18 protein-coding genes are annotated in these 15,173 nt (G+C 55.9%); 11 read left to right on the top strand and 7 right to left on the bottom strand.

Annotation, left to right across the window (positions count from 1 at the left end; translation table 11 throughout):
* A partial coding sequence (locus UC15_RS05295) for a GNAT family N-acetyltransferase (RefSeq protein ID WP_112287471.1) occupies positions 1-507 on the bottom strand: 507 nt, incomplete at its 3' end.
* Between the two features lie 24 nt (positions 508-531).
* Positions 532-1,101, bottom strand: a complete 570-nt coding sequence (locus UC15_RS05290) for a helix-turn-helix domain-containing protein (RefSeq protein WP_112287470.1) — start codon at positions 1,099-1,101, stop codon at positions 532-534.
* 180 nt (positions 1,102-1,281) lie between these two features.
* Here UC15_RS05290 and UC15_RS05285 point away from each other — a divergent pair, with 180 nt between their 5' ends.
* Genes UC15_RS05285 through UC15_RS05245 form a run of 9 tightly spaced genes read left to right on the top strand, consistent with a single transcriptional unit; the run spans position 1,282 to position 8,189 of the window.
* The gene (locus UC15_RS05285) at positions 1,282-2,133 is read left to right on the top strand and encodes a MerR family transcriptional regulator (protein ID WP_112287469.1); all 852 of its coding nucleotides are present in this window, start codon (positions 1,282-1,284) and stop codon (positions 2,131-2,133) included.
* Positions 2,133-2,585 (top strand): nuclear transport factor 2 family protein, encoded by a 453-nt coding sequence (locus tag UC15_RS05280; protein ID WP_112287468.1) that lies wholly within the window; start codon positions 2,133-2,135, stop codon positions 2,583-2,585. Before UC15_RS05285 ends, UC15_RS05280 begins: the two co-directional genes overlap by 1 nt.
* Entirely contained in the window at positions 2,585-3,301 is a 717-nt protein-coding gene (locus UC15_RS05275) for an SDR family NAD(P)-dependent oxidoreductase (protein WP_112287467.1), read from the top strand. The genes UC15_RS05280 and UC15_RS05275 overlap by 1 nt, the downstream gene beginning before the upstream one ends.
* Position 3,302: 1 nt before the next feature.
* Complete coding sequence (locus UC15_RS05270; protein WP_112287466.1) at positions 3,303-4,661, top strand: NAD(P)/FAD-dependent oxidoreductase; 1,359 nt, start codon at positions 3,303-3,305, stop codon at positions 4,659-4,661.
* Positions 4,658-5,374, top strand: a complete 717-nt coding sequence (locus UC15_RS05265; protein ID WP_112287465.1) for a DUF1365 domain-containing protein — start codon at positions 4,658-4,660, stop codon at positions 5,372-5,374. Before UC15_RS05270 ends, UC15_RS05265 begins: the two co-directional genes overlap by 4 nt.
* Before the next feature lie 2 nt (positions 5,375-5,376).
* A complete protein-coding gene (locus tag UC15_RS05260) occupies positions 5,377-6,609 on the top strand; it encodes a cyclopropane-fatty-acyl-phospholipid synthase family protein (RefSeq protein WP_112287464.1) in 1,233 nt (410 codons plus the stop codon).
* Positions 6,606-7,106, top strand: coding sequence for a DUF2878 domain-containing protein (locus UC15_RS05255; protein WP_112287463.1), 501 nt, complete (start codon positions 6,606-6,608; stop codon positions 7,104-7,106). The genes UC15_RS05260 and UC15_RS05255 overlap by 4 nt, the downstream gene beginning before the upstream one ends.
* The gene (locus UC15_RS05250; RefSeq protein ID WP_112287462.1) at positions 7,106-7,630 is read left to right on the top strand and encodes a hypothetical protein; all 525 of its coding nucleotides are present in this window, start codon (positions 7,106-7,108) and stop codon (positions 7,628-7,630) included. The genes UC15_RS05255 and UC15_RS05250 overlap by 1 nt, the downstream gene beginning before the upstream one ends.
* A gap of 22 nt (positions 7,631-7,652) precedes the next feature.
* Positions 7,653-8,189: a DUF3833 domain-containing protein gene (locus UC15_RS05245; RefSeq protein ID WP_112287461.1), complete on the top strand. Its 537-nt coding sequence runs from the start codon at positions 7,653-7,655 to the stop codon at positions 8,187-8,189.
* Between the two features lie 42 nt (positions 8,190-8,231).
* Here UC15_RS05245 and yedA read toward each other — a convergent pair whose 3' ends face one another.
* Positions 8,232-9,149 (bottom strand): drug/metabolite exporter YedA, encoded by a 918-nt coding sequence (gene yedA / locus UC15_RS05240; protein WP_112287460.1) that lies wholly within the window; start codon positions 9,147-9,149, stop codon positions 8,232-8,234.
* Between the two features lie 224 nt (positions 9,150-9,373).
* Between yedA and UC15_RS25750 the strand changes: the two genes are divergently transcribed.
* Complete coding sequence (locus UC15_RS25750; RefSeq protein ID WP_198659663.1) at positions 9,374-9,550, top strand: hypothetical protein; 177 nt, start codon at positions 9,374-9,376, stop codon at positions 9,548-9,550.
* Here the strand turns inward: UC15_RS25750 and UC15_RS05235 are convergent.
* Genes UC15_RS05235 through UC15_RS05220 form a run of 4 tightly spaced genes read right to left on the bottom strand, consistent with a single transcriptional unit; the run spans position 9,539 to position 13,403 of the window.
* On the bottom strand, positions 9,539-10,297 hold the full coding sequence (locus tag UC15_RS05235; RefSeq protein WP_112287459.1) for an ABC transporter permease: 759 nt from the start codon (positions 10,295-10,297) through the stop codon (positions 9,539-9,541). The two genes, UC15_RS25750 and UC15_RS05235, sit on opposite strands and share 12 nt — an antisense overlap.
* Positions 10,294-11,238, bottom strand: a complete 945-nt coding sequence (locus tag UC15_RS05230; RefSeq protein ID WP_112287458.1) for an ABC transporter ATP-binding protein — start codon at positions 11,236-11,238, stop codon at positions 10,294-10,296. The genes UC15_RS05235 and UC15_RS05230 overlap by 4 nt, the downstream gene beginning before the upstream one ends.
* On the bottom strand, positions 11,235-12,404 hold the full coding sequence (locus UC15_RS05225) for an ABC transporter permease (protein ID WP_112287457.1): 1,170 nt from the start codon (positions 12,402-12,404) through the stop codon (positions 11,235-11,237). The genes UC15_RS05230 and UC15_RS05225 overlap by 4 nt, the downstream gene beginning before the upstream one ends.
* Positions 12,405-12,464: 60 nt before the next feature.
* Complete coding sequence (locus UC15_RS05220) at positions 12,465-13,403, bottom strand: ABC transporter substrate-binding protein (RefSeq protein WP_112287456.1); 939 nt, start codon at positions 13,401-13,403, stop codon at positions 12,465-12,467.
* A gap of 361 nt (positions 13,404-13,764) precedes the next feature.
* On the opposite strand from UC15_RS05220, the gene UC15_RS05215 reads away from it, so the two are divergent.
* A partial coding sequence (locus UC15_RS05215; RefSeq protein WP_112287472.1) for an MFS transporter occupies positions 13,765-15,173 on the top strand: 1,409 nt, incomplete at its 3' end.

Here is a 15,173-nt window from a genome sequence, read left to right as displayed (position 1 = left end):
TTCCAGCATCCCTTCCGTCGACATCGCATAATGCGGGATCGTTCCGCTCAGGGTGAAACCGAGATTTTCATACAATGTCTGTGCCGGACTGCCCGTCACCGTATCCAGTACCAGCAGGGTTTTACCTTCTTCGCGTGCCAGCGCTTCGACTGCCGTCATCAGCTTACGGGCGAGCCCTTTACGGCGGCCATCGGGGTGAACCATCAGTTTCACCACGTCACCGCGATGGATGCCGTTGGCGGGCTGATCGACCACCAGTTGCACAGTACCGGCAATTTTCCCTGCCACCCGCGCCACCAGCAGACGCTTTTCACCACGCTCAAAAGCTGGCAAAAGCTTTTGCCAAAAGGCCTGCGCCTGCACAAAACCAAAAGGCAAAATGAATCCGATACTTGCGCCGAGTGCGACGGATTGCATCAGCGTCTCCGCCAGCGCATCCAGATCCGCAGGCGTCAGCACGCCGCCCTGCACTTCGCTGATCACCACTTCTTCATTGCTGCTTTGCATGGGAATAACCCTTTTCATCAGAGGTTAAGGACGTGAAATAACGATGGCGTAACGGGCATCCTGCGGGCCGGGTACGTGAAAAGATGTTGTGCCGTGAAGATGAAAACGCAGACAGTCGCCCGCTTCCAGCCGGTAACAGCGGCCATCGAGGGTGAATTCCAGTACACCTTCCAGCATCCAGATGTGCTGTTCGAGGCCGTCCACCGGCGGGGAATCATACGAAATGGTCGCGCCTGATTTCAGCAAACCGGAAATCAGCTCAGCACGAAAACCGGGGGCGGGCGCGGAGACCGAACGACGCTCAAAACCGGTTTCGCGATCATGCCAGACAGGTTGCTGCGCGCGGCGTATAAGCTCCGGCGGGTTATCTTCCAGCGCCATCAGCAGGCGTGAAGTCGTCAGCCCGTAAGCCGCGCTCAGTTTGCCCAGCAAAGATGCCGTCGGGCTGGTTTCTGCCCGCTCGACTCGCGAAAGTGTGGCACGGCTGATACCGGTCAGTTGCGCCAGTTGTTCAAGTGACCAGCCCTGCCCGATACGTAATTCTGCCAGACGCTCAGCGAGACGCAGATCCTGACTTTCCTGCCCTTCTTCCATTTTCTTACCCCGCGGTTAAATCTCAATATCGGGAAAATATCTCTGATATGAGAACATTGCAAGTTAAAATAATGTAGGTGAAAAGTATTAGGCAAGTTGTACAAAAATAATAAAGTTGTACAGCTTTGCAATCTGGCGCTAGAGTTAAGATCAGTTAGTGCGAAAATTTTGGAATTCATTATGTCTCTTTACAGCATCGGCGAAGTCGCCCGAATTTGTGGTATCAACCCGGTCACGCTGCGTGCCTGGCAACGCCGTTACGGCTTGCTAAAACCGCAGCGCACCGAAGGCGGCCATCGTCTGTTTAATGATGATGACCTTGACACCATTCGCACTATTTTGGGCTGGATTAATCGCGGGATACCTGTTGGTCAGGTGAAATCCCTGCTCGAAGGCAAAGTGGATGCACTGCCGGGCGGCTGGTCGCAGTCAGAGCACAGTTTGCTGACCGCATTGCAGGATGGCCGCAGCAATAAAGTCCGTCAGTTGATGACGGAACTCGGTCGTGAATATCCGGCGGCATCTTTTGTGAATAACGTGCTCAGACCCTTGCGCTCGCGCCTCAGTGCAGGGGATCCGCGCCTGCTGATGTTACGCAGCCAGCTTGACGGTCTGATCATCGAACACGCGGTGATGTGTATGGGTGCTGCCCGTAAACGTCCCGGCAATCCGGCGACGCTGGTCGGCTGGGGACATCTGGACAGCACCGAGCTATGGCTGGAAGCCATTGTGCGCTGCGAGGAAGGAATGCAGATCGACATCATGCCGGCCCCGCTCGATGACCCGCATCTTGAAAATCTCAGTGGTTCGCAAATCCTGTTATGGGCTGAAGGCAAACTGACGCAAATTCAGCGCCAGCGCCTGCTGAACTGGGTTGAACAGGGCCTGTCGATACTTCTTCTGGGCAGTGCTTCCCTGCTGCTTGGCTCACAAGACAGCGAAGATGAAAACGATAATGTCGAAAGTCTTCACGGTGAAGGCACGCCTCCGGTTCTGCAGATAGTGCCAGTACGTAATGGAAGGAAAAAATAATGATTACACATTTTCCTGAACCCGCGATACCCGCTGATGTTCTGACCCGGCTTTGCGAATTTTACAGCCATCTGGATGTAAGCCTGCTGCCGCAGCTTTCGCGTATTTATCATCCGCATGTGGTGTTTATTGATCCCGTTTCACATTACGACGGCGTGGATGCGCTCGAACGCTATTTCGCGCAGTTGCTCAAAAAAGTGAATTACTGCCGCTTTGACATTCAGCCTCCGCTGACCAGTGGCGCTGAAGCGTCGCTGTTCTGGCGGATGGAGTTTTCGCATCCGGCACTGAAAAAAGGTCAGGCTATGTTTCTTAATGGCGCCAGCCATCTGCGCCTGTCAGATAACCGGATTGCCTATCAGCGCGATTATTACGATCTCGGTGCGATGTTGTATGAGCATGTTCCTGTGCTCGGCGGCGCTGTCCGCGCGGTTAAAGCAAGGTTGAAATAATGCGCCGCGTCCTAATCACCGGTGCCAGTTCGGGTATCGGAAAACAGCTGGCTCAGGACTATGCCGCAGAAGGCTGGGAAGTCATCGCCTGCGGACGTGACGCTGAAAAACTCATTGCGGTCGCCTCCGCCAGTCCGCTGATTATCCCGCTACGTTTTGATATCACCGATTTATCAGAAACCCGTCAGGCGTTGCAGGACGTGCAGGCCGATCTGGTCATCCTGTGCGCCGGTACCTGCGAATATCTTGATGACGGCGTGGTTGAGGCTGAAAAAGTCGTCCGCGTGATGAACACCAATTTCATCGGCCCGGTGAATTGTCTCGATGCCCTGCTGCCGCGCCTGGCTCCCGGCAGCCGCGTGGCGCTGGTCGGCTCCGTGGCCTGGCTTTTGCCTTTTTCACGCAGCGAAGCTTACGGTGCCTCGAAAGCCGCGCTGGCCTTTTTCGCCCGTTCTCTGGCGGTGGATCTGGCCAAACGTCAGATTCACATTTCCCTGATCCAGCCGGGATTTGTCGAAACGCCGCTGACAGCACGCAATGATTTTCCGATGCCGATGATGGTGACGGCGGAGCAGGCATCAAAACACATCCGTAAAAAACTGGCGCACGGCGCCAGCGAAATTGCCTTCCCTCCTCTCTTTGCCCGTTTGCTGAAAACTACCGCGCTGCTGCCGGTCGGTCTGCAAAAATGGTTATGCCGGAAAATGGTGAAATAAAATGACGACTAAAGTGGCTATCGTTGGCAGCGGGATTTCAGGGCTGAGTTGTGCCTGGTTACTGGCAAAGAACCAGCCGGACTGCGAAATTACCGTCTTTGAGGCATCGGCAACGTTAGGGGGTCACACCGCCACGCAGGATGTGATTTCAGACGGTCAGGAATACGCCATCGATACCGGTTTTATTGTCTATAACACCCGCACGTATCCGCATTTTATCGCCCTGCTCAAAGAGCTGGGTATCGAAGGTCAGCCGACTGAAATGAGTTTTTCTGTGCGTAATCCGCTCAGCAAGCTCGAATACAACGGGCATTCGCTCAACAGCCTGTTTGCCCAGCGCCGCAACCTGTTCAGACCGCGTTTCTGGCAGTTCATTTTCGAAATCTTGCGCTTTAACAAATTGTGTAAGGCACGCCTGCTCAATCCGCATAATGACGAAGACACACTGGCTGATTTGCTGGATCAAAATGGATTTTCGCCGTTCTTCGCCCTGCATTATGTGCTGCCGATGGGCGCGGCGATCTGGTCCTCTTCTCTCGGCGATATGGCGAATTTCCCGCTGTCGATGTTTCTGCGCTTTTTCAATAACCACGGGCTGCTGGATGTCACTAACCGTCCGCAGTGGATGGTGGTGCCGGGCGGTTCGCGGGAATATATCCGCCGGATGCAGGAGAAACTCCCCGCCAGCGTAAAACTGCTGACCAGTACACCGGTCACTGGCGTTGTCCGCACATCCGGCGGCGTGACGCTGCATTCAGCACAGGGTGAAGAACGGTTTGATCAGGTAGTTTTCGCCTGCCATTCCGATCAGGCGCTGAGCATTCTGGGTGAGAACGCAACGGACGCAGAAACAAGCATTCTCGGCGCGCTGCCTTATCAGGCCAATGATGTCATTTTGCATACCGACACGCATCTGCTGCCGCGCGAGAAACGCGCCTGGGCGAGCTGGAATTATCAGCTGCCTAATACGCTCCATCCGGCGGGGCGCGGCGATTTTCGCGACAGCAATCCGGCGCACAGCCGCCGTGCCAGCGTGACCTATAACATGAATATTTTGCAGGGACTGAACGCGCCGCAGACGTTTTGTGTTTCCCTCAATCCGCTGACGCCGATTGATGAGAGCAAGGTGTTATTCCGCGCCACCTATATGCATCCGGTATTGAATCTGGCCAGCCACCACGCGCAGCAGGAGCGTTACCGGATCAACGGCCACCACAACACCTGGTTTTGCGGCGCTTACTGGTATAACGGTTTTCATGAAGACGGTGTTAACAGCGCACGCGACGTGGCGGAACAACTGAGCCTGCGGTTATTCAGTGCACAGGCAGAACCTGCGCCGGAAAAACGGGAGGCGTCATGAACAGCCAGCTGTATGTTGGCACGGTGCGCCATCGCCGGTTTACGCCGGTTGAGCATCGTTTTGACTATGACATTTTCATGCCGCTGATTGATCTCGATGAACTGGACGCGTTACCCGCTCTGGGTATCCGGCTGGAAAAATTTTCTCCGGCCAGTTTTCGCCGTAAAGATTATCTCGGCGGTGGCGATATCAAAACCAAAGCTCAGGCGAGAATTGCCGAGCTGACCGGCGAACGCCCCGAAGGACGCGTGATGCTGCTCTGTCAGCTGTGTTATTTCGGCTGCTATTTCAATCCGGTCAACTTCTACTACCTTTATGATCAAAGTGGGATTTTGCGCTGGATGCTGGCCGAAGTGCGTAATACGCCCTGGAATGAACGCCACACCTACGCGGTGCTCCCTGACGGCTCGCAGCCTGTGCCGAAAGCCTTTCATGTGTCGCCCTTCAATCCGATGGACATGGTCTATCACTGGCGCCTGACACCTCCTGGAAAACAGTTACACATCACTATCGAAAATCACCGCAAAGAACGGGAATTCGATGCTGCCCTTTCTCTGACCGCCCGCCCGCTGACCCGCGAGGCGCTGCGTCAGCAATTGTGGCGGCTGCCCCTGATGACCGCAAAGACCGCGCTGACCATTTACTGGCAGGCGCTGAAACTGTGGCTGAAACGGGCCCCCATTTATTCTCATCCTCCCGTTGATAAGGACTGACCATGAGCCAACCTGAAGTGCAGCTCGCCCGCGAAGGGGCGAACAACAGGCGCAGCAAGGCCGCACGCGCATTGATTCTGAGCGTGCTCAGGCAGCTGAAAGGAGCCGGTCTGACCCTGCGGGAGCCGGGCGAAGACGCCATTTTCTTTGGTGATCACACAGCGCCTTTGCAGGGTGAAATCGAAGTTCATCGTCTGCGCGCTTATCGCCGGGTTTTACTGGGCGGCAGCATTGCGGCGGGTGAAAGCTTTATTGATGGCGACTGGACCACACCAAACCTGACGACGGTGTTACAGCTGCTGGCAGAGAACCTGAAACTGGTGGACAAGCTCGAAGCACGACTGAGCTGGCTCAGCACGCCCGCCAATAACCTGATCCACTTTTTCCGTCGCAACAGCCCTTCTCAGGCACGAAAAAATATCTCCGCGCATTACGATTTGGGCAACGATTTTTATCAGGGCTTTCTCGATGAGAAAATGCTCTATTCCTCCGCCTGGTATCAGGAACCGCAAATGACGCTGGAACAGGCGCAGGAAGCCAAAATGCGCCGTCTTTGCGAACAGCTGCAACTGCATGCAGGAGATCATTTGCTGGAAATCGGTACCGGCTGGGGCGCGATGGCAGAATTTGCCGCGCGTGAGTACGGCTGTCAGGTGACAACCACTACCATTTCCCGCGAGCAATACCGCTTTGCCTGCGAGCGTATTGAAAAAGCCGGGCTGAGCGACCGCGTGACGGTGTTGTGTGAAGACTACCGCTCGTTGCGCGGCCAGTTCGACAAACTGGTGTCGATTGAAATGATCGAAGCGGTCGGAAAGCGTTATCTCTCCACCTTTTTCAAACGCTGTAATGCCCTGCTTAAACCACAGGGACGTATGGCTATCCAGGCGATCACCATTGCCGATCAGCGTTACGCGTCTTACAGCCGCAAAGTCGATTTCATCCAGCGTTATGTGTTTCCCGGCGGCTTTCTGCCGTCCATCACCGCCATGAATGACACCATGACGCGCTGCACCAGTCTGGTGGTGCGTGATTTATTTGATATCGGTTCCGATTACGCCCGCACCCTGCATGAATGGCGCGAGCGTGTGCAGCGTTACTGGAATACGCAAACCGGTGACGGGCAGGACGAGCATTTCCGCCGCCTGTGGCTGTTTTATCTGTGCTATTGCGAGGCCGGTTTCCGCGCCCGCACCATCAGCACCGTACAACTGACCGCCGAGCGACGCGGATGATGTCCCTGCGCTTCTGGTTGCTGGCAGCAGGCTTCGACGTCTGGTGGACGCTGGCAGTCTGGGGGCGCGACCGTTTTATTATTTTTCTGCTGATCAGCAGTTTTCTGATGCTGGCGTTCACCCCGTCGCGCCGCCGTTTGTGGGTCGCGGTGGCCTGTACGCTGGGCATTATGATGGATTCGCTGTGGTGCATTTTGGGTCTGTTTGAGTTTACTGATTCTGCCGCCGTGCCCGCGTGGATGATGGCGCTGTGGCTGGGTTTCAGCGCGTGGTGGCTGTGGCTGCTGGGGGTTTTACGCCTGAAAGTGTACTGGTTAATTCCGCTGGGTGCCGTCAGCGGCCCGCTGGCTTATTTTATCGGCATGAACCTGGGTGCGATGCAACTTCAGGCCACTCCGTTGTACGTCTGGCTGGCGCTGGCCGCGGGCTGGGCGCTGTTTTTACCGCTGATCAGCCTGCCGGTTTTGCTTAACCAACATTCCCTGCGGAGAAGCTGATGAAAGCACTTTTAACCGCCGCGCTGCTGCTGTTCTGCTCCCCGCTTTTCGCCGCTGTGCCGTGGGAACAGTGGAAACCTGTCGGGCACGCCACGCTCAGCTGGGGACCGTTTGAGGTTTACAACTCGCAGTTGCTGACCCCTGACGGCACATATCAGCCCCAAAAATGGCCACTGGCGTTAGACATTGATTATCTGCGCAGTATTGATCGCGAGGAACTGACCAAAGCCACAGAAGAACAGTGGCAGGCACTCGGATTGCTGGCACAGGCGCAAAAAAATGGCTGGCTGGACGCCGTTGAAAATACCTGGCCGGACGTCAGTAATGGCAGTGAAATCATTTTTGTCGCCACAGAAAACGGCGGGCAGTTTTACAGCCGTGCGGCCAACAGCGTGATGATAAATCCGGCGGGCAACGCATTCACCCCGGCTTTTCGTGATGCATTCCTGGCCATCTGGCTCTCCCCTGAAACGCAATATCCGGATTTACGCAGCAAACTGACCGGTGCTACCGCATCGGATTGACATCCCTCTTACCGGAGGCTTTATGACTGTTTTTCGCCAAGGTTTTTTTGCGTTACTGATGGGCTGCATTGTGATACTCAGCGGCTGTAAAGCCAACATTGAGGATTACGCTCAGGCTCAGCCGAAGCTGGATATTTTTGCCTGGTTCGCCGGTGACAGCGTGGCGTACGGCATGGTGCAGGATTACAGCAACAAACAAACGCGACGCTTTACCGTGAAAATTCGTGGTGACGTGGCGGGCGATACGCTGACGTTGCATGAGGATTTTGTGTATGACGACGGCGAGAAGCAAACCCGCGTCTGGCACATCCGCAAACTCGCTGACGGCAGCTATAGCGGCACGGCGGGCGATATTATCGGAACCGCCACCGGTCATTCTGCCGGTAACGCGTTTAACTGGAAATACGTGATGGATGTGAAATCAGGCGGCAGCACCTACCGCCTGACCTTCGATGACTGGATTTATCAGCAGGATGAACAGCACCTGTTCAACGTCACCTCACTGACAAAATTCGGCGTGGAAGTCGCGCGGGTGTCGATCTTCTTTGAGAAGAAGTAGGTAAGTTCGATCTGCTTCCTCCCCTGCGCAGGGGGAGGACAGTTAAACCTTCACTTCCTTAATCACCGATTTTTTTCGCCCGAACACGAATTTCCCCAGCGTCACCAGCAGGACTGCGCACAGGATCACGCCTAACGCCACCCATTCGACCGGTGACAGGGATTCGCCAGCGAAGGTGATCCCCAGCAGAACCGCCACAATGGGATTCACATAGGCGTAACTGGTGGCGACAGCCGGACGCACGGTTTTCAGTAAGAACATATAGGCGCTGATAGCGATCATAGAGCCAAAGACCACCAGATAACCGAGCGCCAGAAAACCGTGCAGCGATGGCGTCGCGGTCAGATGTTCGCCGGTAACGCGGCTGGCAACCAGCAATACCACACCGGCGATGATCATTTCCGCAGCACCGGCCATCAGGCCTGCTGGCAGCGGCAGGCGCGAACTCCACACCGAACCGAATGCCCAGCTTAATGAGGCGAGCAGGATCAGCGCCGCGCCCCACGGGTTCCCTTCCAGATTACTGCCGGTATTGAGCAGCACAATCCCAAACAGGCCGATGGCGACACCGGTCCATTCCAGACGGCTGTTGGGCATTCCCCACAGGCGGCTGAAACACAGGGTAAACAGCGGAACGGTCGCGACCATCACGGCGGCAATGCCGGACGGCACCTGCATATGTTCCGCCACCGTCACCAAACCATTGCCGACCGAGAGCAGCAAAATTCCCACGGCACCGGCGGCCATCCACTGTTTCAGCGTCGGGACTTTATGTCCGCGCAGCAGCAGAAATGTAAATAAAATGCATCCGGCGACAAAGAAACGCAGACCGGCCATCATCAGCGGCGGCCAGCTTTCCACGCCGACGCGGATAACGAAATACGTAGAACCCCAGATAAAATACAACGCAAACAGTGCAGCAATTAATGGCAGCAGAGAACGGGTGACGGAACCAGTCATAGGAAGAACTTATTAGCGTGATAATGAAAGCCAACAGTTAACGCTATTGGCCTGATTTCCGGCAAGGGAATCTGTGCGATCGCGTCAAAATGTTGCTAAAAAGTTTCTGCATATGACAAAAAAATCGCTGACGGCAACGATAATGTAGTCACAGCATGAATAGTCTGTTGCAGGGGTAACGAAACGATTTATAATTCGTCGTTCAAATTTCTGAGGTATTGCACATGAATTCGCTTGGCAAAAAATTATTTATCGCGCTGTTTGGTCTGATGGCGATGGGCGCAATTGGCGGCGTAATGGTTGCCGGTTATGCAGTGGTGATCCAGGACGACGCTAAACCTGTCAGCGATAACGACGCCCCTTCTGTTGTCCCTGCGCCGTCTTCTGCATCAACGCACTGATTCGTCTGCCGATCGCTGCTGCCAGCGTTGTAACCACAGGCTCCAGCGTTCAAACAGCATATCCACGCAAATCGCCAGCAGCGCCACAATCACCGCGCCCTGCAACACATAAGCCGTATTAAAGCCGCTCAGGCCGATAATAATCGGTGATCCGAGGCTTAACGTGCCGACCGATGAGGCAATCGCCGCCGTCCCGATATTGATAATCACCGACGTGCGGATGCCGGAAATAATCACCGGCGCGGCCAGCGGAATTTCCACTTTCCGCAACATCTGCCAGCGGCTCATGCCCACGCCTTGCGCAATCTCACGCGCCGAGGCAGGCACGGATTCAATCCCGGCAATCGTTCCCTGCAAAATCGGCAACAACCCGTAAAGCACCAGCGCGATAATCGCCGGTTTTTCGCTGAATCCCATCACCGGCACCGCAACCGCAAGCACCGCGACCGGCGGAAATGTCTGCCCCATCGCCACCAGCGTTTCCACCAGTGAGCGGAATTCCTTGCCCGCCGGACGCGTCACGCCTACACCGGCCGCCACACCTATCACCACCGCGATCAGACTGGAAATGCCGACCAGTAATAAATGTGCTTCCACCAGCGAGGCGAAACTTTCCTGCTGATATACCGGCCTGCTGAGCTCAGGGAACATCCAGTGGAACAGGCCGCCGAGCGAGGTCATGCCGAAAATCAGCCCCAGCAGTAAAGCGAATAACCAAATCAGAGGATCTGCGAATATCCGTTTCATGCGCCATTCCTCTCAGTGGTCAGATCGGCGAAATGCAGCACGCCGAGCGGCTGGCCCTGTTCATCGACCACCGGCAATTGCTGAACCCGTTGCGCGACAAATTTTGACAGCGCCTGACTCAGGCTCATCGAATCCTTCAGCGGCGGCTGGCTGCCGGAATACGGCTCGCCGCGCCGCGTCAGTGAACCGACTTCGCGCAGTGACAGCAACCGGATCCCCATATCGCTGCCACCAAAGAAATCACGCACGAACGGCGTCGCTGGCCGGGTCAGTAATTCCAGTGGTGTGCCCTGCTGCACCACTTGTCCGTCGTTGAGCAGCACGATGCGGTCGGCCAGTGCCAGCGCCTCATCAATATCGTGCGTCACCAGCACAATGGTGCGGTGGGTGATTTTGTGGATGCGCGCCACTTCTTCCTGCAACGTGGCGCGGGTCACCGGATCGAGCGCACCGAAAGGTTCGTCCATCAGCAATACTTCCGGGTCCGAGGCCAGCGCACGCGCCACACCGACGCGTTGCTGTTGCCCGCCGGAAAGCTGATGCGGATAACGATGCCGGAACTGTTTCGGATCCAGATTGAGCAATTCGAGCAACTCCGTCACACGGTCGCGGATTTTCACCTTCGGCCACTTCAGTAACTGCGGCACGGTGGCGATGTTCTCTTCCACCGTCCAGTGAGGGAACAGGCCAATCGACTGAATGGCGTAGCCCATCCGGCGACGCAAATCCTGCGCACGGAATTTTTCTATCGGTTCACCGGCAAATAAAATCTCACCGCGATCGTGTTCCACCAGCCGGTTGATCATTTTGAGCGTGGTGGATTTTCCCGAACCGGACGTGCCGATCAGAACCGTGAATTCGCCTTTGGCCATTTCCAGCGTGAGATCGCGCACGACCGCTTTTCCGGCAAAGTGTTTGCTAACCTGCTTGAAATGAATCATCTGCGTGTGGTTTCCAGAATTGAGACTGCAAATTTAAAGAGACTGTCGACGACCACCGCCATCAGCACCGCCGGGATCACCCCGAGCAGGACCAGATCCAGCGCGCTGCTGAGCAAGCCCTGGAACATAATAGCGCCCAGCCCGCCTGCGCCAATCAACGCGGCGACCATCGCCATGCCGACCGTCTGCACCGCCACGATGCGCACGCCGGTCAGGATAACCGGCAAGGCAATCGGCATCTGCACACGTAAAAACACCTGAGCGCGGTTCATGCCCATGCCACGGGCAGATTCAATGACCGCTTCCGGCACCGATTCCAGCCCGGCAATCACGCCGCGCACCAGCGGCAACAGCGAATACAGCACCAGCGCGATAATTGCCGGAGCCAGCCCGATGCCGCTGATACCATGCTCCGCCAGCCACGGCAGCGCTTTTGCCAGCCCGGCCAGCGGCGCGAGCAGCAGACCAAACAGCGCAATCGACGGCACGGTCTGGATAATATTGAGCACCGACAATACCGGCCCGCGCCAGCGGGGTTTACGGTGACACAGCAACCCGACCGGCAGGCCGATCAATACCGCAGGCACCAGCGTGCCAGACAAAATGCCGAGATGCTGCCACAGCGCGTCGTTAAACACGTCGGAACGGTTGTCGTATTCCTTGAGCAGCGAAAGTTCGGCAAGCTGACCGTACGCCAGCAGCAAAACCACCGGCACGATCATCTGCACATTAAGCAAAATGCGCAGGCTGTGATTGCGGGTAAAACGGGAAATAGCGTCGGAGGCGATCAGCAGACAAAGCGCCGCGCCCGCCCAGAAACCGCCGCCCAGCGAGGTGCGCGCGATACTGTCTTCATCGCCACCGGCAAGCTGAACCGCACTGTGACCAGCCAGCCAGACCAGCGCGGTCAGCAGGATTTCAGCCAGTAACATCACCACTAAATGATGGCGGCCATAGAGATTCAGAAAGGCGCAGACCAGCAGCAAAACGGCAGGCAACAGCAGTAAGGCAGAATAGCCATTCAGCAGGCTCGCCAGCGAAATACCTTTGCCGGAGACCAGCCGGTTAGGTGCATGACTGACGAAGGCCAGTCCGAAACCGGCCAGCAACAGCAGCAAAACCAGCGTCAGCAGGACGCGGTTTTTAACGGGTGAGTGATAAGTCAAAACATTACCTGATATCAAAGAGCACGACCCGAAGGCCGTGCTCAGGGCGTCACTGCCCGGTTATTTTTTAACGAAACCTTTTTCCTGCAAATACTTCGCCGCCACTTTTTTCGCATCCTGACCATCCACCGCGATTTTCGCGTTCAGGCCCTGCAATGTTTTGGTATCGAGCGAAGCAAACACCGGTTTGAGCAAATCAGGAATGTTCGGATGCGCTTTCAGCGCGGCCTCGCGGATGATAGGCGCAGGTGCGTAAATCGGCTGCACGCCTTTCGGGTCTTCCAGCGTTTGCAGGCCAAGCGCCGCCACCGGTCCGTCGGTGCCGTAGGCCATCGCCGCGTTCACACCGGAGGTTTTTTCCGCTGCCGCTTTGATGGTCACCGCCGTATCACCGCCCGCCAGAGACAACAGTTGCGCCTGATTAAGCTTGAAGCCATAGGCATTCTCAAACGCCGGTAAGGCATCCGGACGCTCGATAAACTCTGCTGAGGCCGCCAGTTTGAACTCGCCGCCGCTGCTGATGTATTTGCCCAAATCACCCAGCGATTTCAGGTTGTGCGCACTCGCCACGTCCTGACGCACCGCGATAGTCCAGGTGTTGTTAGCCGGAGACGGATCCAGCCAGACGATTTTGTTCTGGTCGTAATCCAGCTTTTTAACTTTATCGAAACCGGCCTGAGCATTTTTCCACGCCGGATCTTTATCGTCGGAGAAGAAGAACGCGCCGTTACCGGTGTATTCCGGATAGATATCGATTTCACCGGCGGTGATCGCGCCGCGCACTACTTTCGTCGTCCCCAGCTGCAATTTATTGGTGGTATGAATACCGTTGGCTTCCAGCACCTGAATAATAATGTTACCGAGCAGCGAACCTTCGGTATCAATTTTCGAGCCGACACGTACGGCATCATCAGCGGCCTGTGCGCTGAAACTTATCGCAGAAACCAGCGCCAGCGCTGCCACGGAAAATCCCCGTACTCGCCCAGTTGTTGCAGTCATACTCTATCCTCTTATCGGGTTATGTTGGTTTTGTCGCCCGGCGACGGCTCAGTCTTTGAGCTTTCATCTGTATAAACAAGCTGCTAACAAGAATAGTCCAATTTCGCGCAGGGGAATGGAGGGTGTGCCATAAAAACAGGCGGCGGTAGCGGAGTAAAATACCGAAATGTTCGAAGCTTATCCGTGAAATCGCTCAAACAAGATTACCTGTTCCCCCCGAAAAAAATGCTCACATCTTCCTCTTAGATCACTTTATTTTAACTTATAGCCATTTGTTTTCACTCAACGTCTAATCAGGACTTGTGACGGGCATCACCTCGCCTCTATGCTGGTTTTTTTGTCAAAAAGCGTAAACACAATAATGTCTGATTCAATTGCGGCCTCTCCCGCCGCCTCTTCAGGGGATTACAGCGCAGATCCTGCGTCTGACCAGCCGGTGGTGATTCGTTCAGCTGCCGATATTACTCAGTTAGTGAACCGCGGCGCGGCGAAAATCAGCGACGCGCGCATCGTGATTGCTATTGCACTGGGCGGCGTTTTCCTCGACGCCTACGACCTCGGCGCACTGGCCTTCGGGATGAAAGACATCACCCGCCAGTTTGGTCTGACGCCTTCCGGCGCGGGCTTTGTAGCATCGGCGATTACCTTTGGGGCGATTGTCGGCGCATTGTTCGGCGGCTATCTGACCGACAAAATTGGCCGTTACCGCGTGTTCATGGCTGACATGTTCTTCTTCGTGATTGCCGCGCTGGCCTGTGCCTTTGCGCCAAACGAATGGGTGCTCGGTGGCTCGCGCTTTGTGATGGGATTAGGCGTCGGCATCGATTTACCGGTGGCGATGGCGTTCCTTGCGGAGTTCTCAAAACTTCAGGGGCGCGGCAATAAAGCCTCGCGCGTGGCGATGTGGTGCCCGACATGGTACGCGGCGATCAGCGTTTCCTATCTGCTGGTGCTGCTGCTTTATGCGGTGCTGCCAGCCACGCATACCGACTGGTTGTGGCGTCTGATCCTCGGTTTCGGCGCAGTGCCTGCAATTCTGATTATTGCTATCCGCCACCATTATATGAATGAATCTCCGGTCTGGGCGGCGAATCAGGGCGACCTGCAAAGCGCGGCGGCGATCCTGCGAAAATCCTATAACATTAATGCGGTCGTCGCGGACGATGCGGATAAAACCCCGCAGGTGAAAGTACGCAAAGCCGCATGGCGCAACTACGGCACGCTGTTGCAGGGGATTTATCTGCGCCGCACCGTGCTGGCGACGGTCACCGCCGTTGCCTCATCATTTGCCTATAACGCCGTGGCGTTCGGTCTGCCGGTGATTTTATCCAGCTTCCTGCAACAGTCGATGATCAGCACTATTCTGTTCTCACTCGGCCTGAACCTGTGTTTCGCCTTCGTCGGCGGCCTGATTGCGGTACGGTATGTGTCGAAATTTGGCGCATGGAAAATGACTTATGCCGGATACGCCTGCCAGCTGGTGGCAATGATCGGCCTGGCCGTCGTTGGCCGTCCGGCAGACGGTGGTGAAGCGGCGATTTCCATCGCCATGCTGGCGTTATTCCTGTTCGGTCAGGGCTTCGGGCCTGGTTCACACACCATGACGTTTGCTTCACTGAGCTACCCGACGTCGCTGCGCGGCATGGGTGTCGGTTTCAACCAGACGCTGATGCGCGCCAGTTCCACCCTTTCCCTGTTCCTGTTCCCGGTGCTTTCCGCTGCGCTCGGCACCGGCGTGTTCTGGGTGATCGCGTTAGCGCCACTGGCGGG

The organism is Rahnella sp. AN3-3W3, from assembly GCF_003263545.1.
Taxonomy (GTDB): domain Bacteria; phylum Pseudomonadota; class Gammaproteobacteria; order Enterobacterales; family Enterobacteriaceae; genus Rahnella; species Rahnella variigena.
Note: the sequence above shows the minus strand (reverse complement) of the source record. Positions and strands in the feature narration are given on the sequence as shown.